This window comes from Gordonia jinghuaiqii (genome assembly GCF_014041935.1).
In the GTDB taxonomy this organism is placed as follows: domain Bacteria; phylum Actinomycetota; class Actinomycetes; order Mycobacteriales; family Mycobacteriaceae; genus Gordonia; species Gordonia jinghuaiqii.
In genome coordinates, this window is sequence record NZ_CP059491.1 from 183,419 (window position 1) to 202,148 (window position 18,730).

At 69.1% G+C, this 18,730-nt stretch carries 20 protein-coding genes; 12 read left to right on the forward strand and 8 right to left on the reverse strand.

Features of this window, described 5'->3' with window-relative positions:
* The first annotated feature begins 21 nt into the window (after window positions 1–21).
* The 5 genes from H1R19_RS00740 (at window position 22) to H1R19_RS00760 (ending at window position 4,466) form a co-directional block, all read left to right on the forward strand.
* On the forward strand, window positions 22–885 hold the full coding sequence (locus tag H1R19_RS00740) for a S49 family peptidase (RefSeq protein WP_188330731.1): 864 nt from the start codon (window positions 22–24) through the stop codon (window positions 883–885).
* A 382-nt stretch (window positions 886–1,267) separates the two neighbouring features.
* Window positions 1,268–1,633: a rhodanese-like domain-containing protein gene (locus tag H1R19_RS00745; RefSeq protein ID WP_244970821.1), complete on the forward strand. Its 366-nt coding sequence runs from the start codon at window positions 1,268–1,270 to the stop codon at window positions 1,631–1,633.
* The gene (locus tag H1R19_RS00750; protein ID WP_219850322.1) at window positions 1,630–2,679 is read left to right on the forward strand and encodes a DUF4328 domain-containing protein; all 1,050 of its coding nucleotides are present in this window, start codon (window positions 1,630–1,632) and stop codon (window positions 2,677–2,679) included. The genes H1R19_RS00745 and H1R19_RS00750 overlap by 4 nt, the downstream gene beginning before the upstream one ends.
* Complete coding sequence (locus H1R19_RS00755; RefSeq protein ID WP_188330733.1) at window positions 2,676–3,485, forward strand: glycerophosphodiester phosphodiesterase; 810 nt, start codon at window positions 2,676–2,678, stop codon at window positions 3,483–3,485. The genes H1R19_RS00750 and H1R19_RS00755 overlap by 4 nt, the downstream gene beginning before the upstream one ends.
* 57 nt (window positions 3,486–3,542) lie before the next feature.
* Entirely contained in the window at window positions 3,543–4,466 is a 924-nt protein-coding gene (locus H1R19_RS00760; RefSeq protein WP_188330734.1) for a DUF5926 family protein, read from the forward strand.
* An 88-nt stretch (window positions 4,467–4,554) separates the two neighbouring features.
* Here H1R19_RS00760 and H1R19_RS00765 read toward each other — a convergent pair whose 3' ends face one another.
* Window positions 4,555–5,091: a ferritin gene (locus H1R19_RS00765; protein ID WP_188330735.1), complete on the reverse strand. Its 537-nt coding sequence runs from the start codon at window positions 5,089–5,091 to the stop codon at window positions 4,555–4,557.
* A gap of 89 nt (window positions 5,092–5,180) precedes the next feature.
* Window positions 5,181–6,377 (reverse strand): LCP family protein, encoded by a 1,197-nt coding sequence (locus H1R19_RS00770; RefSeq protein WP_443984640.1) that lies wholly within the window; start codon window positions 6,375–6,377, stop codon window positions 5,181–5,183.
* 272 nt (window positions 6,378–6,649) lie between these two features.
* On the opposite strand from H1R19_RS00770, the gene H1R19_RS00775 reads away from it, so the two are divergent.
* Complete coding sequence (locus tag H1R19_RS00775) at window positions 6,650–8,044, forward strand: APC family permease (protein WP_219850324.1); 1,395 nt, start codon at window positions 6,650–6,652, stop codon at window positions 8,042–8,044.
* A 28-nt stretch (window positions 8,045–8,072) separates the two neighbouring features.
* On the opposite strand, the gene H1R19_RS00780 is transcribed toward H1R19_RS00775, so the two are convergent.
* The 3 genes from H1R19_RS00780 to H1R19_RS00790 all read right to left on the reverse strand — a co-directional run bounded on the left by H1R19_RS00780 (window position 8,073) and on the right by H1R19_RS00790 (window position 11,072).
* Complete coding sequence (locus tag H1R19_RS00780; protein ID WP_219850325.1) at window positions 8,073–9,335, reverse strand: oxygenase MpaB family protein; 1,263 nt, start codon at window positions 9,333–9,335, stop codon at window positions 8,073–8,075.
* 109 nt (window positions 9,336–9,444) lie between these two features.
* The gene (locus tag H1R19_RS00785) at window positions 9,445–10,242 is read right to left on the reverse strand and encodes a CPBP family intramembrane glutamic endopeptidase (protein ID WP_219850326.1); all 798 of its coding nucleotides are present in this window, start codon (window positions 10,240–10,242) and stop codon (window positions 9,445–9,447) included.
* A gap of 77 nt (window positions 10,243–10,319) precedes the next feature.
* Window positions 10,320–11,072 carry a DUF2470 domain-containing protein gene (locus tag H1R19_RS00790; protein WP_219850327.1) on the reverse strand — a complete coding sequence of 251 codons (753 nt, stop codon included), beginning with the start codon at window positions 11,070–11,072 and terminating at the stop codon, window positions 10,320–10,322.
* A gap of 206 nt (window positions 11,073–11,278) precedes the next feature.
* On the opposite strand from H1R19_RS00790, the gene pheA reads away from it, so the two are divergent.
* Both pheA and H1R19_RS00800 read left to right on the forward strand, forming a co-directional pair.
* Complete coding sequence (pheA, locus tag H1R19_RS00795) at window positions 11,279–12,247, forward strand: prephenate dehydratase (RefSeq protein ID WP_188330741.1); 969 nt, start codon at window positions 11,279–11,281, stop codon at window positions 12,245–12,247.
* Window positions 12,247–12,906: a histidine phosphatase family protein gene (locus H1R19_RS00800; protein ID WP_188330742.1), complete on the forward strand. Its 660-nt coding sequence runs from the start codon at window positions 12,247–12,249 to the stop codon at window positions 12,904–12,906. The genes pheA and H1R19_RS00800 overlap by 1 nt, the downstream gene beginning before the upstream one ends.
* 57 nt (window positions 12,907–12,963) lie before the next feature.
* Here the strand turns inward: H1R19_RS00800 and H1R19_RS00805 are convergent, their stop codons facing one another.
* The 3 genes from H1R19_RS00805 to H1R19_RS00815 form a co-directional block, all read right to left on the reverse strand.
* Window positions 12,964–13,464, reverse strand: coding sequence for a hemerythrin domain-containing protein (locus H1R19_RS00805; RefSeq protein ID WP_188330743.1), 501 nt, complete (start codon window positions 13,462–13,464; stop codon window positions 12,964–12,966).
* Between the two features lie 123 nt (window positions 13,465–13,587).
* Window positions 13,588–13,938, reverse strand: a complete 351-nt coding sequence (locus H1R19_RS00810; RefSeq protein WP_188330744.1) for a metallopeptidase family protein — start codon at window positions 13,936–13,938, stop codon at window positions 13,588–13,590.
* A 4-nt stretch (window positions 13,939–13,942) separates the two neighbouring features.
* Complete coding sequence (locus tag H1R19_RS00815) at window positions 13,943–15,100, reverse strand: septum formation family protein (RefSeq protein ID WP_188330745.1); 1,158 nt, start codon at window positions 15,098–15,100, stop codon at window positions 13,943–13,945.
* 83 nt (window positions 15,101–15,183) lie between these two features.
* Here H1R19_RS00815 and H1R19_RS00820 point away from each other — a divergent pair, with 83 nt between their 5' ends.
* The 4 genes from H1R19_RS00820 (at window position 15,184) to H1R19_RS00835 (ending at window position 18,674) form a co-directional block, all read left to right on the forward strand.
* Window positions 15,184–15,606 carry an ankyrin repeat domain-containing protein gene (locus tag H1R19_RS00820; RefSeq protein ID WP_244970822.1) on the forward strand — a complete coding sequence of 141 codons (423 nt, stop codon included), beginning with the start codon at window positions 15,184–15,186 and terminating at the stop codon, window positions 15,604–15,606.
* Window positions 15,607–15,685: 79 nt separating this feature from the next.
* Window positions 15,686–16,945 (forward strand): serine--tRNA ligase, encoded by a 1,260-nt coding sequence (gene serS, locus H1R19_RS00825; RefSeq protein ID WP_188330746.1) that lies wholly within the window; start codon window positions 15,686–15,688, stop codon window positions 16,943–16,945.
* Between the two features lie 14 nt (window positions 16,946–16,959).
* Window positions 16,960–17,895, forward strand: coding sequence for an EamA/RhaT family transporter (locus tag H1R19_RS00830; protein ID WP_219850328.1), 936 nt, complete (start codon window positions 16,960–16,962; stop codon window positions 17,893–17,895).
* Window positions 17,892–18,674: a DUF6544 family protein gene (locus H1R19_RS00835; protein ID WP_219850329.1), complete on the forward strand. Its 783-nt coding sequence runs from the start codon at window positions 17,892–17,894 to the stop codon at window positions 18,672–18,674. Before H1R19_RS00830 ends, H1R19_RS00835 begins: the two co-directional genes overlap by 4 nt.
* The last annotated feature ends 56 nt before the right edge of the window (window positions 18,675–18,730 follow it).

The window sequence follows — 18,730 nt, forward strand, 5'->3', positions numbered from 1 at the left end:
CGGGACACTAGACTCGGGCAGATGACTGTGGGACCGCTGGCGGCGGTGGGCAAGAAGCTTGCGAAATCTCGTGCCGAGCATGTCGCGGTGGTCCGTCTCGACGGTCCGATCGGGGCAGCGGGCATGGGCAAGCACGGTTTGACCACCGACTCCGTCGAGCCGGTCCTCAAACGCGCCTTCGACACCGAGCGGCTCAAGGCCGTCGTCGTGGTGATCAATTCGCCTGGTGGATCTCCGGCGCAGTCGGAGTACATCGCCGAACGGATCCGCCAGCTGTCCGCCGAGAAGGGTGTGCCGGTTCTGGCGTTCTGTGAGGACGTCGCGGCGTCCGGCGGTTACTGGGTCGCCTGTGCCGCGGACGAGATCTTCGCCGCGCACACCTCGATCGTGGGCTCGATCGGCGTGGTGTCCTCGGGCTTCGGCCTCTCCGCGGTGCTCGACCGGTTCGGTGTCCAGCGCAGGCTGTACACGACCGGGGAGAACAAGGCGCGGCTCGACACCTTCTCCCCGGAGGTGCCCGAAGACGTGGAATGGCTCAAGGGGCTGCAGGGGCAGTTGCACGAGGCGTTCATCGGGTGGGTGCGGCAGCGGCGCGGCAAGAAGCTCACCGCCACCGACCACGAACTCTTCAACGGCGATGTCTGGGTCGGTCAGCGCGCCGCCGAGCTCGGCCTCGTCGACGGGATCGGCGTGATGCGTTCGGTGGTGGCCGAGCGGTATCCGGATGCCGAGATCACCGTCATCGAGGCTCCCAAGCCGCTGCTGGCTCGCCTGGTCGGCAACCAGATGTCGGTCTCGGGCATCGCGGAGAGCATCACGACGGGTGTTCTCGCCGCATTCGACCGCGGTCCTGCGGTGCGGACGGCCCTTTTACACCGTGAGTGAGGGTCTTTACCAGACCCTGTTTCGACGTTTCCCCAAGGGGTTGTCCCCAAGTTATCCACAGGTGTTGTCCACTGAAGCGAGGATGCACATCGTTCCGACGGCTGCACTTTGGTGAACTTCCTACGCGCATATCGGGGCAAATGCGTGATGCGTGTCACAACCACAGGGGTGGTGGCCAGGGTTTTTCCACAGTTTCCACAGTCTCATCCCCAGGTTTACGGTCGGATCGAACTGGGGGACAAACGTCCCAGAAACTGCATGTGGATAAGTTTATGTAGGTCGGCATAGTGTCTCTCCACAGTTCGTTCGGTTGTCAAACGGAACAGTGGGCGCACGCCCGTCGTGATGAGGTGACACCGCAGTCCGCCAGGACTGTGCCACCATGGGAATCGTGACCATGGGCGACATCACACAGGTACCGGTGACCGACTTGCCGGACGACTTCACAGGGAAGGCCGACGCGGTGATGCTCGACGTCCGCGAGGACGACGAGTGGGCCGCCGGGCACGTTCGGGGCGCAGTACACATCCCGATGGGGGAGATCCCCGCACGGCTGGAAGAACTCGATCCCGACGCGGACCTGTACGTGATCTGTCACTCCAGCGGCCGGTCCATGCGGGTCCTGCAGTACCTCACGCAGATCGGCTACGACGGAATCTGCGTGAGCGGCGGCATGCTCGCCTGGCAGCAGCACGGCAAGCCCGTGGAGTTCGGTGATTCGCGCCCCGGAGGCGACGCCGTCCGATGATCGACCTGTGTCCGCGGTGCCGCATCCAGGCGCCGCATCGTCCGGGACGCGACCACTGTCCCCGTTGCGGCGGGCCGCTGAGCGTCGTCGACGATGCCGCACGGGCGATGGCCGCACGTTCGGCACCCGCCGCGCAGCCGGTGCACGAATCCCGGCGCGGACGATCGGCCTACGCGCCCGGGCCTCCGGAGCGCGCCGCGGCCCCCTCTCCCAGGGGGTACCTGTACCGGAGCCGGAACGTGCGCTGGGTGGCGCGTCGCCCACCGGAGGCCATCCCCGCCCGCCGCGGACCGTCGGGACTTCGCGGCCCGCGCCTCATCCCGCGATACATGTACATCCCCACGTGGGGTCTGCGCGACGAACCCGTCGAGGCGGACACCGCCCACGAGCGGCTCGACGCCGCGCGGGCGCGACTCGTCTTCGCCCTGGTGGTCGCGGGGGCGGCACTGGCGGCGTCGGCCGCGGTGCATCTGCTGCGCTACATCCTGCTCGTCGTCAACCGCGACACCCCGCTCCCGGAGTTCCTGATCGCGGCATCGGACTGGTCGACCATCTTCGTCGGCATCGTCGCGTTCCTCGGATTCGTCATGGCGACACTGGCTTTCATGCGATGGGTGCTCGAGTTGCGCGCCGACACCTACTCCGCCGCGCAGCTGCTCGACCCGCGCAGGCCGACGTGGGTCGCCGCGCTCGCCGGGCTCCCGTTGATCAACCTCGTCGGCGCGCCGCTGGTGCTGCAGGAGGTCGCCGTACTCCGAGTCGGTCAGGACCCCTCGCTCGACGCCCGGGTCGTCGCCCGACGCCTGCGAAAGCTGTGGGTCGCGTGGCTCGTCGTGAACGTGGCGGCCCTCCTCGCGATCGTCGCGCGGTTCATCGCCTGGCGTTCGGAATCGCTCCAGACCGGGGCCAATGCACTGGCCATGGTCATCATCAGCGCGGCCGTCTCGGCCGCGTTCGCCCTGTGGATGTCCCGCCGGGTCGCAACCGTGTTCGACGCCGCTGCGGCGGCGCCGGTCCCGACGAGACGGTGGGTGGCGGTCGGATGAACGCAGGCGTGAACATCGGTGCGGGCGAGAAGGTGTCGCGATCGGGAAAGCCTGCGGTGGTGGCGCACCGCGGGGCGTCGGGCGACCGTCCCGAGCACACCCTCGCCGCCTACGAGCTCGCCCTCGCCCAGGGCGCCGACGGGCTCGAATGCGACGTCCGGCTGACCGCGGACCACGAGCTCGTGTGCGTGCACGACCGGACCGTCGACCGGACGTCCGACGGCACGGGCATCGTCAGCGAGATGACGCTGCCCCAGCTCCGCGAACTCGACTTCGGCAGCTGGCACACCGCCGGCGGCCCGGCGTCGATCCTGACGCTGCGCGAGTTGCTGACCCTCGCCCTGGACTGGCGACGCCCGGTCCGGCTGTTCATCGAGACCAAGCATCCGGTGCGCTTCGGGAGTCTCGTCGAACAGAAACTCCTCGAGATCCTGCACGAGTTCGGGGTGGCGACGCCGCCGTCGGCCGATCACAGTCGCGCCGTGGTCATCTCGTTCTCCTCGGCCGGGGTCTGGCGTATTCGACGCCACGCGCCGATGCTCCCCACCATCCTGCTCGGCGACACCGCGCGCGTCCTCGGTGGCGGGGCGGCGACCGCCGTCGGCGCCACGGGCATCGGGCCGTCGGTGACGACGCTGCGGCAGTATCCCGACCTCGTGGACCGGGCCGCCGCGGCCGGACGCGTCACCTACTGCTGGACCGTCGACGAACTCGTCGACGTCCAGCTCTGCGCCGACCTCGGCGTGCGCTGGCTCGCGACCAACCATCCGGCCAAGGTGCGTGACTGGCTGGTCACCGTCGACTGACACCCGCACCGCCCACGACCCGTCCGCCCGGCATCTCGGCCATGAGAGAGTGGACCGATGGGCAAGAAGAGCAAGCGGGGAAGTGGACCACGTCCGGGGAGCAATCGGGCCGAGCGGGTGGCCGCGCGCAAGGCGCGTCAGGCCGCGGCCCTCGCGCCGCCGCCCCGGCCGTTCGCGGGATTGGCGTCGGAATGTGACTTCGTCGCATTGCGCACTTTCGTCGCATCGGCGACCGCGCGTCTGGAGCTGAAGGAGCCCGAGGGCTCGCGCAACGACGTGTCCATCGTGACCATCCTGCCGGGCGCCGTTCCGGCCCTCGCGCGCGAAACCGGCGGCACAACAGAGGCTTTCGTCGGTCTGCAGACCGAACCGGACCGCTCTGCGCTCACCGTCGAGCTCGCCGCGGCCATCGCATGGGCCGCGCACGCCGAGCCGGGCAGCGAGTTCGACCTGGAGTCGGCAGAGGAGGCGCCGACGCTCGACGAGGTGCTCGTGACCGATGCCACGCTGGACATCACCGTGCATCAGGACTTCTCCTGGTGGTTCGCCGAGGGAACCGACGTGCCCGCCGAGATCGCCGCGATGTTCGAGCGGGCCAACGATTCGGTGTTGCCGACCGCGCGACTCGTCGTCGACAGCAACTCCGGCGCACCCTGGTGGGTCGACGCCGGCGAGCGTGCGCACCTGCGCTGGATTCGACCCGAGCCCGAGGACGATCTGATGTCGGCGATGGCGCGGCTTCATGCCGCCGGCCGGCTGACGATGGGCGAGGGGTCACGGTTCGCCGGGTCGTTCCGTACCCACGGCCTGCTGGTCCCCGTCTTCGACCTCGACAACGAGATGCACCATGAGGAGTGGCAGGCCGGCCTCAACCAGCTCGACCAGTGGTTGGGTGACGCGCTGGCCGACACCTCGCCGCTGACCATCGACCAGCGGAGCTCACGCGACGGAATCCGGGGCCGGCAGGTCACCCTGCGCTGAGTCGCGGAACTCTCCACCGCCAGAACCGAATTCGGCGACACGATCTCGATCGAGGTCGTGTCGCCGAAACGGTGTCGGGGTTGCCGGCCTAGATGTTGCCGCCGGCGGCCGGCGGCGCCATGGGATCGGCGGCGTCGGAGGTGTTGAACTCGCGTTCGACGAAGTTCTCGAGATCGAAGAGATTGCCGTTGCAGCGTTCGGCGATGGTCTGCAGGGTCGTCATCGTTGCGACCTCCTCGACCTGCTCCTTGAGGAACCACTGGACGAACTGCTCACCGAGGTAGTCACCGGTGTCGCGAGCCGACTTGGCGAGATCGACGACCTGCTGGGTGACCGTCTTCTCCTGTGTCAGAGCGAGATCGATGGGCGCCCGGTAGTCGTCGAACTTGTTGTTCGGGGCCGGGATGCCGGGGATCTCGATCTCCATGTCGCGGTCGAGGAAGTACTGCACGATCATCATCGCGTGGTTGCGCTCTTCGACGGCCTGACGGTAGAAGAGTTTCGCCAGCTGGGGCATGTCGTGATTGTCGAAATAGGTGGCGACCGCGATGTACTGCTGCGAGGCGTAGAACTCGTTGCTGATCTGGTCGTGCAGCAGCTGATGGAACTTCGTGTGTTCGGTCATGGATGTCATCGTAGGGATCGAAAATTGCCCTCACCAGCAAGTTGAGGCTAAGTAAGGCCAGTCTGGCCTGTGTCGTGCCGCCGTTGGGTTCATGGCCCGGCGGCGTCGGTGAGGAGGGTGTCGGGGATCGGTCGACCCGCGCGGAGCAGGGCGAAGAACTCCTCGGTCCGGTCGGTGACCGGCAGCGCCAGTCCCTCGTCGGTGACAACGCTCTCGCCCGTCGGTGTGGTTGTTGTCACGGGATCGCGCAACGCGAACATCAGGGACGCGAGATTCCAGATGTGGTCGCGCTCGTCGACGGTCAGCGCATCGATGGCCCCGCCGATGAAGCCGAACAACCGGAACGGATTGAGCAGGACGGCGGGGCTCGTCGCGCGGGACACCAACGCCGCGAGGAACTTACGCTGATTGATCACGCGCTCGAGGTCGGCGCGGGGGAATGCGCGGGTTCGGACGAGTCCCAGCGCCTGCCGCCCGTCGAGCCGATGGCAGCCCTTGGCCAGCCGGAGGCCCGCCTTCGGATCGTTGAGAGGCTGGTCGATGCACATGTCGACGCCGCCGACCGAGTCGACGAGGGTGTCGAACCCGCCGAAGCCGATCTCCGCGTAGTGGTCGATGCGGATTCCGGTCAGGGTCTCGACGGTCCGGACCAGCAGCGCGGGACCGCCGATGCCGAACGACGCGTTGATTTTCAGGCTGCCCTGTCCCGGGACCTCGACGTAGAGGTCGCGCGGGATGCTGACGACCACGGCCTTGCCGCTACCGGGAGGGTTGTGGACCAGCATGATCGTGTCCGTGCGGGTGCCGTCGGCATCACCGGTGGACAGCTCGCGGCGTTGGGATTCGGTGAGGTCTGAGCGCGAGTCGGTGCCGACGATCAGCCAATTGGTTCCCGGGGTGTTCGACGGCCGTCCGGCGTAGGCGGGCAGGGCGTCGATGCGATCGAGGCGGGAGTCGTAATAGAAGATCAGGCCGACGCCGCCGACGACGATGACCAGCAGCAGGATCATCAACACCTTGCCGATGCCCACGACACGACGACGCCGACGGCGTGGACGCGGGGGAGCGGCGGGCGGCGGGGGAGTCGGGGGTCTCGTCGACGAACCGCCACGACCAGCACGACGACCGTCGTGCACGGGGCGGTGCTGCCGGCCGCGGTCGCCCGTCGGGATCGGTTCGGGGCGCTGAGTCGGCGCGTACGGACCGGGGCCTGCCTGGGGCGGGGACGTCGGGCCAGGAGCGGCCGCGCGACCCGGCACCGGGCCGCGCGCGGGTATCCGCGGCATCGCCTGAGGATGCGCCGACGGGCCGGGAGTCGCGTGCGGGGGCCGCTGGGGTGCGCCGGGAGGTGGTCCCGGCCGGGGCGGGGGACCGCCCGCAGGCCGCCCGGGCGGCATCTGCGGACCGGGGCGACCACGCCTGATCATCGGCGGGTCTTGCTCGTTCATCCCATCAAATGTACGCACCGCGCACCCGCACGGACGTCGGTCGGCAGCCGGACACGAGCCATGGCAGTCGGCAGGTCTCATTTGCCCCCGATCGGGGTACAGATGTCGCCATGACCGACAACCAACCGGCCGAGAGCGGCGACGCCGCGTCGGCGACCGGCGAGAAGACCCCGCTCAAGCGCGCGATCACCGGCAAACTGCTGTTCCTGTTCATCCTGGGCGACGTACTCGGCGCGGGCATCTACGCGCTGGTGGGTGAGGTGGGCGGCAAGGTGGGCGGCGCGATCTGGGTGCCGCTGGCGCTGGCTCTGGTGATGGCCCTCCTCACCGCGGCGTCGTATGCGGAACTGGTGACCAAGTATCCGCGGGCGGGCGGTGCCGCGGTGTTCGCGCGAAAGGCCTATCGGGTTCCGCTGGTCTCCTTCCTGGTCGGGTTCTGCATGCTGGCCGCCGGTGTCACCAGCGCCGCAGGCCTCGCGCTCGCATTCTCCGGCGACTACCTGCAGATCTTCCTCGACGTACCGACGACCGTGGCCGCGCTGGTGTTCCTGCTCGCGGTGGCGGCGATCAACGGTCGTGGGATCAGTGAGTCGCTGCGCGCCAACGTGGCCATGACGGTGATCGAGGTCTCCGGCCTGGTGCTCATCGTCGTCCTGGCCGGCATCGTCCTGGCCCGGGGCGACGGTGAGCCACAGCGCGTCGTCGAGTTCGACAGCTCCACGACGCCGGCACTGGCGGTTCTCGGTGCTGCGCTGCTCGCGTACTACTCGTTCGTCGGGTTCGAGACGTCGGCCAACATCGCCGAGGAGGTCCGCGACGTCCGGCGCGTCTACCCGAAGGCGCTGTTCGGGTCGATGCTCGCCGCGGGTGTCGTGTACGTCCTCGTCGGGCTTGCGGTTTCGGTGGTGGTGTCGCCCGACCAACTCGCCGGCTCGTCGGGTCCGCTGCTCGAGGTGGTCTCCATCGCCGACGTCGGGGTGCCCGACAAGCTCTTCTCGCTGATCGCGCTGATCGCCGTCGCCAACGGTGCGCTGCTGACGATGATCATGGCGTCGCGACTCACGTTCGGGATGGCGCGGGATGGCCTGCTGCCCCCCGTGCTGGACAGGGTGCTGCCCGGTCGGCAGACCCCGTGGACGGCGATCATCGCGACCACTGCGGTCGCGATGGTGCTCTCGGCGACCGGCTCGGTGGCCGCGCTCGCCGAGACCGTGGTGCTCCTGCTGCTGTTCGTGTTCATCAGCACCAACGTCGCGGTGCTCGTCCTGCGCCGGGACCGGACCGATACCGACCATTTCCGCGCACCCACCGTCCTGCCGGTGCTCGCCGTGGGTACGTGCATCGTCCTGATGACCCAGCAGACCGCGGCGACCTGGCTGCGCGCGGCCATCCTGATCGGCGTCGGGCTGGCGCTCTACGCACTCGCACGGCTCACCGGGTCCGGCAGGCACACCTCGGAGGAGGAGCACGACGATCGGGACGAGCCCGCGCCGGCCGCCGGCTGAGAGCTGCCGGCACTGAGAGGGTCAGGGGTCAGCGCTCGGCGAGTTCCCCGATGGCCGGTGCGTCGGCGCCGAAGTGCCGGAACAGTGCGCGGCGCCGGGCACGGGTGCCTGTCCATTCCAGGTACTTCGGACCCACCGGCGTGCGCGCGATGACCTGATAGGTGATCGTGTTGCGTACCCAGGCGAGTCCGAAGGCCCAGGGCAGGGCCGGCCGCAGCCCGAGGTCGCGCATCCCCCGGACGCCGAGGAAGCCCTGCAGCATGCTCAGCAGGCGGGCCCGGGTGTAGCGGGCCGCCAGGGCAGGGAACAGCCGGTAGTGCAACTTGCTCTGGGCGTCGACGATCGCGGTGGTCAGCGCTGCGCCGGCGTCGGTGACGTCGTGTTGGGCGAGCAGTACCGCGTAGCTCAGTTGGTGCTGGTCGCGTTCGGCGTCGAACAGCCAGTCGTCGTCGACGCCGATCAACCAGCCGACGTACTTCCAGAGATGCATGAGGGCGCGCGAATCATCGTGTCCGACCGGCACTCCCAGTGCGCGGACGCCCATCATGAGTGCGCCGCTGAAGAGGTTGAGCGTGGCCGCGAGGTCCGTCTGATTGATGGGCAGGCCCCACTGCTCGATGTCCCAGCGCCCGTTGTGTTCGTAGCGCTCGTTCACCAGGGCGTGCATCAGGCGCACGTGGACCGTCAGGCGCCACCCCTCGCCGCTGCGCGTCATGCCGCCGGGTGCGCCGACGGCGATCGCCCAGGTCTGGGTTTCGCCGAGGCGTCGGATGACGGTGTTGCCGGTGAGTCCGCCGGTCTCGACCAGCAGGTCCGCGGGCCCGCCGAATCGGTAACCGCCGATGAGCGACAGCTGGAGCAGGACGTCATTGGCGTTCTGTCCGAGACGTCGGTAGACCGCCGCGCCCCGTTCACAGAGCTCGGGGTCGACCCACTCCGGAGTGTCCTCGACGCGGGCGAAGAAGTCCCGCAGAACGTCGGGGGCGTCGTCGGGCATGGAACCGGCGAGTGCGTCCTCGAACTGTCGCATCGTCACCCGGCCCGCCGATCCTCGCGGTGCTCGCATCGCCGCGACGAGGGCGGCGGCCGGCTCGTCGCGCGTGAGGAAGCGTCGGCCGAGTTCGGCGAGCTCGTCCTCGGACGGTTCGCGCAGACGGTTGTAGATCTTCAAGAGTCTGCCGATGCGGCGTCCTCGCTGCTCGGCCGCGCGGTGGCGGCGCGGAACCGCGGGCGCGGAGGGTTGCGGCGGCGGAACCTGCTCGTTCACCCTGCTCGGTACATCGACAGACATGAGACAAATCTATCGACCCATCTCAGCGCGATCAATAGCGTCGAACGCGGGTCCGGACCACGGCATCACCCCTCGGTTGCGGCATCGAGCTCGTGTGCACGGCCGGTGCTCACCCCACCCAGGCCAGGTGATCGCGCAGCAGTGCATAACCGAGGAAGGCGACGACGTCGATCACCGCATGTCCGACGACGAGCGGCCAGGCGCGGCCGCTGACCTGGTAGAAGCGGCCGTAGACGACTCCCATCACCAGGTTGCCGACGCCGGCGCCGAAGCCCTGATAGAGGTGATAGCCGCCGCGCAGAATCGCACTCGCGGCGAGTGATCGGGCGTCGGAGACGCCGAGCTGCCGCAGGCGGGTGATGAAGTAGGCCACGACGACGATCTCCTCGGCCGCGGCATTGCCGATCGCGATGAGCACCAGGACCGGCCACTCCCACCAGGTGTCGGCCTGGCTCGGCACCAGACTCGCGTTGAGGCCCAGTGCGCGCGCGACCGCGACGAGCGCCAGCCCGGGAAGGCCGATGACGGCGGCCAGGACCAGTCCGGCCGGGACGTCGCGTCGCGGTGCCCATCGGCCGAGCCCGACACGTGCCAGGCCGAGCCCGCTGCGCCACAACAGGTAGACGCCGAGCGCGGCGATCGCGAACAACCGCGCAACGCTCATGATCTGCCGGGCGGCGTCGATCAGGTCGAGATCGGACCGGCTCGGGTTGAGGGCGACCGTGGTCTCGCCGATCCCCGCCGCGAGCTGGGCTTCGAGCAGTGCCAGGGCTGCGGAGAGCGCCGAGAACGCGAAGGTCAGTACCCCGACGATGACGAGTTCGACGACGATGCCGCGTCGTTCGGTCCGGTCGGTGACGACCGGGATCCCGTGCGGCGACGGCCGCAGGTACTCGCGCAGGGACATGCGGGACAGCCTAGGACCACGCGGCCGGTGGCGATGACGCGCGACGAGCACGCGGGTCCGCGACGGCATGCGGTGGTTCAGTCGGGCATCGAGTTCATGAACGGGCAGCCGGCGAGGTTGCGCAGAGCGCGCGAGAGTTCGTGGACGTCGGTGACCGGACGTGCGAAGGGGAGCCGGACGTCGGAGTCGCCGTCGAGTCCCTCGATGCGGAAACGGATTCCGAAGCGGTCCAGGCCGAGCGGCCGCACCCGCCCGCGGCGCAGGTCGTCGGGGAGTTTGCGGACCAGCTGCCCGACGACGTCGGCGTGGTCGGAGTCGAGGTGCTCCAGCCAGCTGCCCTCGTACTCCCAGAAGGGATCGGGGTCGGCGCCGGCGAGCTCGGCCGCCGGCACCGACGCCGCGCCGGAGCCGGACGCGATCACCGCGGTGTCGACCTGGAGTCGCAGCATCGACGCGCCGTGCCCGATGTCGAGAAGTCCGTCGTCGGGGTGCTCGGCGGCGATCTCGATGGCCAGGTCGCGTTCGAGGTCGCGGGGGACGGCGTGGAGAGTGCCGTTGAGCCAGATCACCGAGCGGACTCGTTCGCGCAGGTCGATGGGCGCCCAGTCGGTCACCTCGAGCATCGCCGGGACGCCCGCGGTGTCGTCGAGCGCACCCATCGCGTCGCCGGTGGTGGGGACGAGGACGAACGCCTGGGATTCGAAGAGGTGCACGACCTCGATCGGCGTCGCGTCGGCGCCTTCGACGGCGAGGATGGCGGAACCGACCCGACGACATGCCGTCTGGATCATCTCGGCATCCGTCGGGCGGTCAGTGGTCGTTCGCGTCATGTCTGTCTCTCCGGGTCTGCGTTCACCGAACGCTTGGGCGGGATGAATCCAGGTAATGAAAGGTAACCCTAACCTAAATTGCCGCCGCCGCACGCGTCAATGGTCCCCGCGCGAGGCGGCTCGAATTCCGTCGAGTCGCCCTCCCGCGTTGCCGAGGCCCCGCGCAGCGGTTGCACTGGGTGGTCGGGGATGTCCACTAGGCTCGTGTGGTGCCTGTGATCGCCTACTTCGGCCCGCCCGGAACCTTCACCGAGATGGCACTCGACGCGGTTCTCGCCGACCACGACCCCGCACTCGGCGGACCCGACCTGTCGGGTGAGGTCACTCGGGTGCCCGCGTCGAGTCCCGCCGCGACCATCGCGATGGTCCGCAGCGGCGAGGCAGATTACGGCTGTGTGCCCATCGAGAGTTCGCTGGAGGGCTCGGTGCCCGCAACCATGGACGCGCTCGTTCCGCCTGCCGCGGACCCCGCGGGCCGGGTGCAGGCCTTCGCCGAGACCGTTCTCGACATCTCGTTCACGATCGCCGCCGCCTCCGCGCTCGCGGCCGACGAGATCCGCACCATCGCCGCCTATCCCGTTGCCTCCGCGCAGGTCCGGCAGTCGGTCGCCCGGCTCTACCCGAACGCCGAGTTCGTGACCGCCGGTTCCAACGCGGCCGCCGCGGTCGACGTGGCCGCAGGCCGGGCCGACGCCGCGGTCACCACCGGTCTGGCGGCCCGGCTCTCGGGTCTGACGGTGCTGGCCGACGGGGTTGCCGACGCGAGTGAGGCCACCACCCGGTTCCTCCTGCTCGGTTGCCCGGGGGTCCCGGCGCGTCGTACCGGCACCGACCGGACCTCGGTCATCCTCGATCTGTCGAACGCGCCGGGCAGCCTGATGGCCGCGATGAACGAATTCGCCTCACGCGGAATCGATCTCACCCGCATCGAATCGCGCCCGCAACGCGACGAGGCTCAGGGTCGCAGCATCGCGGGCCGGTACCGCTTCTTCCTCGACGCGGTGGGCCACATCGACGACGCCGCGGTCGCCGAATCCCTTGCCGCACTTCATCGTCGGTGTGAGAGGGTGGTGTTTCTCGGGTCGTGGCCCGCGGTGCGCACCAGCGGTTCGGCGCCGCCCGATCACACGGATTCACTTGCCTGGGTCGAGTCGATGCGTCGAGGAGGAGTGTGATGGGACGTCTACACCTGGTCCGCCACGGCGAGACCACCGCCAACGTGATGCGCAGGCTCGATACCGCACTGCCCGGTGCGGCGCTCACCGACTTCGGTGCGCGACAAGGCGTTCGGTTCGGGTTGGAGAACGTCCCCGAGCGGCACGCGGTGCTGGTCAGCTCGCGGGCGCTGCGCGCCCGGCAGACGGCCGAACTCATCGGCTCGGTCTGGGACCTGGAGACCTCGCCCGTCGACGGCGTGCACGAAGTCCAGGCCGGGGACCTCGAAGATCGCACCGACCGCGAATCGTACGAGGTGTTCCACGGCGTCATGCAGCGTTGGCACGACGGTGACCTCGACGTCCGGATTCCCGGCGGTGAGTCGCTCGAAATGGTCTACGAGCGCTACGTCCCGACGCTCGAGGATCTCGCCGACCTGTACCTGAGCGGCCCCGACCAGCGCGACGTGTTCCTGGTCAGCCACGGTGCCGCGATCCGCCTCGTCGCGGCGCGGCTGACCGGCATCGACTCACGTTTCGCCGCGGCGACCCACCTGGGCAACACCGGGTCCATCGAACTCGAATACACCGAGGGGCTGTGGGTGTGTCATCGATGGGGCGCCGAGACCCCGCCGTTCGAGCGCGTCGACGAACCACTCGTCGACGAGCCGATGGGCTGACGACCCGATGGACCCGGCGGGGTGCTGCGACGTCCTTCGCGAGTTCGTCGGGCGGCGCTACTTGATGATCGCGTCCACCGTCTTCTTCAGGGCCGAGGGCTGCGACGGCCGGCGCGGAGCCTTCTCCTTCCGGCTCAGCATGTCCTCACCGATCTCCTGGAGCTCCTTGCGCCCGAGCGCTTCCCGGACCTTCGGGAACCACTCTTCCTCTTCTTCCTCGATGTGGTGTTCGACGTTCTCGATCAGCACGGTGGTCTTGGCGTCGAACCGTTCGGAATCCGGGGACAGCGCGGCCAGTTCCATGACCAGGACGTCGGCGACGTGGTGCTCCTCATACGATTCGAGGATGTCGTCCTCGAGCTCGGGGACGCGCTTGCGGATCTCGGGGTACATCACCTCGTTCTCGATGTAGGTGTGCACGGTGAGGGCCTCGATGATCTGGTCGACGATCTTGCCCTTGGTCTTGGTGGCGTTGGGTCCCTGCGACTTGAAGTCGCGGAACAGTTTTCGGATCTCTTTGTGGTCGTCTTTGAGGATGACGATGGCGTCTGAGGACATGGCGGGACTCCTGAGATAGAGGGGCTGCTCGATCTGCACTCCCTCATACCGCGTTTCACCGCAGATCAAACATCGGCGTGACGAATCGGCGTCGGATGGTCCGGCGGACTCTCAGCGGTGGGCTCAGCCCCATCCGTTGGCGTGCAGCCAGGCGTCGTCGATGCCGAAGTGGTGGGCGATCTCGTGCATGACGGTGACCGCGACCTCGCGGACCACCTCCTCGCGGGAGGAGCACATCGCCAGAAGCGGCTCGCGGTAGATGGTGATGGTGTCGGGCAGGAAGCCGCCGTACTCGTGGTCGCGCATCGTCAGCGCGACACCGTGATAGAGCCCCAGAATGCCCGGCTCTTCGGGGTTCGCCGGTTCGACGAGGATGACCACGTTGTTCATCTCGTCGGTGAGCTCGGCGGGGATGGTGTCCAGCGCGTCGGACACCAGCCCGTCGAACTCGTCGTCGGACATCGTCACGGCCATGCGGTCAGCCTGCCGGGGCGGGGGCTTCGTCGGGGTTCGGAGCGATCCCCGGCGGTAGCGGAACCGGCGTCGGCAGCGCACGACCCGGGGGAGCCTCCGGCGGCGCGACCGGCGCCTTGCCGTTGATCAGCAGGACACCGCCCTTGGCGTCGCCGACGAGGGTCGCGAAACCGCCGCGCTTGTCGGGGAGCCCGAGGTAGCAGACCACCTTGCGGCTACCGGCCAGCCAACTGGGTTCGCTGAGCACCGACCACTGGACGTTGAGCGTGGTCGCGTCGAGGACCTGCTTGCCCCCGACGAACCGTTCGGCCTGCCCGGGGCAGATCGTCCCGAGATAGGTGTTCTGCGCACCGGTCGAGGGCCACGGCTTGTTCGACATCCGATCGCCGAATCGCACCGCGAGGTCGACGATGCCGGTGACCTCGAAGGCGTGCGGCCCGGCACAGCTCACCGGGAAACCGGTCGGCGCGCGGGTCTCGGGATCTATGCCGATACACGTGCCCTCGGGCCACACGTAGGACTGGTTCTGATCGGCGACCCGGCCGGAGAACTGCACCGGCGCTCCGTCGGCGCCGTTCTCCTGGATGCCGCATCGGAGCTGACGCGCCCCCTTGTCCCACTGCGCCTGCGAGGGATACATCATGCCGACCGCGAAACGCCCCTGCGGATCGAGCCGACCCTCGAGGTACTGGTCGACGACGACGGGGCACTGCTCGTCGCGGATGGTCGCGAAACGTTCGGCACCGGGCCACAGGGCGTCCTCGCCGAACTCGGCGCCGGGGATCAGCGAGGTGTCGATGGCCCCGGCGACCTCGAAGCGGTGCTTCAGCTCGCACGACACCTTCGTCGGCTGGCCCGGGTTTCCGGCGGGCCAGTCCAGGCAGTCGCCCGTGACCGATTGGGTGAAGGCGTTGTGGGTGAGTCGCTCGCCCTCCCCGATGTTGCTGCCGGCAACGCTGCCGCTGTCGTCGAAGACGCCCATCGCGAGGGCGATGCCGCCGGCGACGAGTGCGCCGGCGACGATCGCGGCCAGCACGACGAAGACCGGATTTCGGGCACCGGGAGGGCGTCGCCGCGTGGTTGCGGCGCGACGTCCGGCGGAGTCCGGCCGGTCCGCGGTGCCGGCGTCGGGGTGGGTGCGGTCAGGGTCGGGCGCGTTCATCGGGATCCATCATGCCTGGCCGGACGGACATGGCACACCCGCATCCGTCCGATGGGTACCTCCGCGGGCCTACACTCGCGGCCGTGACGTCTCCCTCCGCTGATCACCCGCCCGTGCCGGAGCAGGCCGCACCCAGCCCCGAACTCGTCGAACTGGCGTCGCGGTTGTTCGACATGGCCCGATCCGGCGACACCGAGACCCTGCGCGGCTACCTCGACGCCGGCATCCCCGTCGACCTGCGCAATCAGGCCGGCGATTCGCTGCTCATGCTGGCCGCGTACCACGGACACGCGTCGACCGTGTCGGTTCTGCTGGGCCACGGCGCCGACGCCGACCTCGCCAACGACAAGGGGCAGACACCGCTGGCCGGCGCGGTGTTCAAAGGGTTCGACGATGTGGTCGAGGTGCTGGTCGGCGCCGGTGCCGACCCGCACGGCGGAAGCCCGTCGGCCGATACCGCGGCCACGATGTTCGGTCGCGAGGACCTGCGCGAGTTGTGGAGCTGATCGCCGGTGGCGTCGAGGTGGCGTGACCGGGCGCGCCTCGCGGGCTCCGGTAGGGCGCGCTCAAGTAGGGTTTGAAGTCGTGATCGACCTCAAGATTGTTCGCGACAACCCAGATCTCGTCCGCAACTCGCAGCGCACCCGCGGCGAGGACCCGGGCCTGGTGGATGCCCTCCTCGACGCCGATGCGGCCCGCCGCGCGGCCATCGTCGACGCGGACGCGTTGCGCTCCGAGCAGAAGACGCTCGGCAAGCAGGTCGGCAAGGCGCAGGGCGAGGAGAAGCAGGCGCTGCTGGCCAGGGGCAAGGAACTCGCCGAGCAGGTCAAGGCCGCGGTGGCGCGCCAGTCCGAGGCCGACGCTGCGGCGACGAAGGCGCACCGTGCGATCTCCAACATCGTGGCCGACGGTGCACCCGCCGGTGGCGAGGACGATTATGTGGTCCTCGAGCACGTCGGCGAACCCCGCGAGATCGAGAACGCCAAGGACCACCTCGAGATCGGCGAATCGCTCGGACTGCTCGACATGGAGCGCGGCGCCAAGGTGTCGGGGTCGCGCTTCTACTTCCTCACCGGGCAGGGCGCGCAGCTGCAGCTCGCGCTGCTGAACATGGCCGCGCAGAAGGCCACCGCCAACGGGTTCACGCTGATGATCCCGCCCGTGCTGGTCCGCCCGGAGGTCATGGAGGGCACCGGATTCCTCGGCGCGCACGCCGACGAGGTCTACCACCTCGACAAGGACGACGACCTGTACCTGGTCGGCACGTCGGAGGTGCCGCTGGCCGGCTATCACATGGACGAGATCCTCGACCTGTCCGACGGGCCGAAGCGGTACGCCGGCTGGTCGACGTGCTTCCGGCGCGAGGCCGGCAGTTACGGCAAGGACACCCGCGGCATCATCCGGGTGCACCAGTTCGACAAGGTCGAGGGCTTCGTCTACTGCAAGCCCGAGGATGCCGAGGCCGAGCACCAGCGACTGCTGGGCTGGGAGAAGGACATGCTCGCCGCGATCGACGTGCCCTACCGGGTGATCGACGTCGCCGGCGGCGACCTCGGCTCGTCGGCGGCGCGCAAATTCGACTGCGAGGCCTGGGTACCCACTCAGGGCACCTACCGCGAGCTGACGTCGACGTCGAACTGCACGACCTTCCAGGCGCGTCGGCTCTCCATCCGCTACCGCGACGAGAACGGCAAACCGCAGACCGCCGCCACGCTCAACGGGACGCTCGCGACGACCCGGTGGCTCGTCGCGATCCTGGAGAACCACCAGCAGCCCGACGGTACGGTCCGCCTGCCCGAAGAGCTGGCGAAGTTCGTCGGCACCGACGTGCTCACCCCGCGGTGAACTGAGCCCGCGCCGTGACCACCGGGATCGTCATCGCGGTGATCGGCTCGCTGGCCTTCGCGGTCGCGGCCGTTCTCCAGGCGTTGGGTGCCGAGCGGGTCGCGCAGCGCGCCGCGGTCCGGGAAGAACGCCGACGTTCGTCGTCTGCGCACCCGTCGTTGCGGTCGACGGCGGCCACGATGCTGACCGCGCCGTTCCTGATCGGGTTCGTATTCGACATCGTCGGCTTCGTCTGCACGATCGCATCGGCTCGCCTGATCCCACTGTTCCTCTCGCAGACGATCATCTCCGCCCGGCTGGTGGCCACCGCGCTGCTCGCCATGGTGGTGCTGAAAGTGCGTTTGGCACTGCGTGATTGGATCTCCGGTGCGGTGGTCGTGGCCTCGCTGATCCTGTTGGCGGTGTCCGCGGGCCGCGAGGGGGTCGATCACACCGCGTGGATGAGGTGGGCGGTGCTGGTCGCCGGGCCGGCGCTGATCCTGCTGGGTCTCATCGTGATGCGACGCCTCCGCACCCACATCGCCGCGGCGACCGGGCTGATCGCCGGTGCGGTCTTCGGGGTGATGGCCGTGGCCTCACGAATCCTCGACGGCCTGGACCCACTCGACCTGTCCGTGCTGTTCACCGATCCCGCGCTGTACGCGTTGCTGATCAGTGGGATCGGCGGGTTCTACCTGTTCACCGTCGCGTTGCAGACCGGTTCGGTGAACGGTGCGGCGGCCGCACTGGTCGTCGGCCAGACGGTGTTGCCGGGCGCGGTCGGGATCGCCTTCCTCGGAGATGTCACGCGTACCGGGTGGGGACCGGTGGCGATCGTCGCGTTCATCGCGGCAGTCCTCGGTGGGATGGTGCTGGCCTCGTCGGGGGCGGTGACCGCGGTCGAAACCGCCGAAGCAACCAACGCGCCACGCGGATACGGGCATCCGCCGCGAGAGGTCGAGCGCCGGTGACCCGGACACGTGTGCCCGGCGGTGCGAGGCCGGTCTCGTCCGCGTGGCGCGCCCTGGACGAGGTCCACGGCGACGACGCCGAGTTCGATCCGTCGGTGTATGCCCACCTCCCCGACACCGCGCAACGCTGGCTCAGGTCGTCGATCGCCGCGGGTTCGCCGACGGCGCACGGCGTCCGGCTGTCGATGACCGGCTCGATCCTGCTGCGCGCGTGGCGGCCTTTCCGTGCCGAGCAGATCCTCGTACCGGGCCGGGGGTTCATCTGGGCCGCGCGCACCTCGATGTCGGGTCTGCCGGTCACCGGTTTCGACCGGTTCACCGACGGACAGGGTGAGATGCGTTGGAAGCTGGGAGGACTCGTCCCGGTGATGTCCGCGCAGGGACCCGATGTCACCCGCAGTGCCGCCGGGCGACTCGCTGCCGAGAGTGTCCTGGTGCCCCCCGCTTGTGTGTCCGGGGTTGCCCGGGACATGGTGACGTGGACCGACATCGACGACTCGCGCGTCGGCCTGAGATGGGCGCTGCCCGGTGGCACCACCGACGACATCACGCTGCAGGTCTCCGCCACCGGCGCCCCGGAACGGGTGACGATGCAACGCTGGGGTGACCCTTTTGAGCGCGGCTTCGGCCGGTACGGCTTCGTCGTCGAACTGTCCGGGCAGCGCAGCTTCGGCGGGATCTCGATCCCCACTCAGTGGGCGGCGCGCTGGGAGGACCCCCGGGACGGCACGCGATCGGAGTTCTTCCGCGCCTGCGTCGACGAGGCGGGGTACCGATAGGACACCGGGGCGACCGGACCGCGACAAGTCGACGTCGGGCGTGCTCGGTGAACTCG

Excerpts from the sequence above, each read along its gene's own strand:
- H1R19_RS00810 (WP_188330744.1), bottom strand. The coding sequence starts at position 13,938 with ATGGCCGTGACGATGTCCGACGACGAGTTCGACGGGCTGGTGTCCGAC.
- H1R19_RS00780 (WP_219850325.1), bottom strand. The coding sequence starts at position 9,335 with ATGTCTGTCGATGTACCGAGCAGGGTGAACGAGCAGGTTCCGCCGCCG.
- H1R19_RS00755 (WP_188330733.1), top strand. The coding sequence starts at position 2,676 with ATGAACGCAGGCGTGAACATCGGTGCGGGCGAGAAGGTGTCGCGATCG.
- H1R19_RS00745 (WP_244970821.1), top strand. The coding sequence starts at position 1,268 with ATGGGAATCGTGACCATGGGCGACATCACACAGGTACCGGTGACCGAC.
- H1R19_RS00770 (WP_443984640.1), bottom strand. The coding sequence starts at position 6,377 with ATGCCGCGGATACCCGCGCGCGGCCCGGTGCCGGGTCGCGCGGCCGCT.
- H1R19_RS00760 (WP_188330734.1), top strand. The coding sequence starts at position 3,543 with ATGGGCAAGAAGAGCAAGCGGGGAAGTGGACCACGTCCGGGGAGCAAT.
- H1R19_RS00800 (WP_188330742.1), top strand. The coding sequence starts at position 12,247 with ATGGGACGTCTACACCTGGTCCGCCACGGCGAGACCACCGCCAACGTG.
- H1R19_RS00815 (WP_188330745.1), bottom strand. The coding sequence starts at position 15,100 with ATGAACGCGCCCGACCCTGACCGCACCCACCCCGACGCCGGCACCGCG.
- H1R19_RS00805 (WP_188330743.1), bottom strand. The coding sequence starts at position 13,464 with ATGTCCTCAGACGCCATCGTCATCCTCAAAGACGACCACAAAGAGATC.
- H1R19_RS00790 (WP_219850327.1), bottom strand. The coding sequence starts at position 11,072 with ATGACGCGAACGACCACTGACCGCCCGACGGATGCCGAGATGATCCAG.
- H1R19_RS00775 (WP_219850324.1), top strand. The coding sequence starts at position 6,650 with ATGACCGACAACCAACCGGCCGAGAGCGGCGACGCCGCGTCGGCGACC.
- H1R19_RS00740 (WP_188330731.1), top strand. The coding sequence starts at position 22 with ATGACTGTGGGACCGCTGGCGGCGGTGGGCAAGAAGCTTGCGAAATCT.
- H1R19_RS00785 (WP_219850326.1), bottom strand. The coding sequence starts at position 10,242 with ATGTCCCTGCGCGAGTACCTGCGGCCGTCGCCGCACGGGATCCCGGTC.
- H1R19_RS00750 (WP_219850322.1), top strand. The coding sequence starts at position 1,630 with ATGATCGACCTGTGTCCGCGGTGCCGCATCCAGGCGCCGCATCGTCCG.
- H1R19_RS00765 (WP_188330735.1), bottom strand. The coding sequence starts at position 5,091 with ATGACCGAACACACGAAGTTCCATCAGCTGCTGCACGACCAGATCAGC.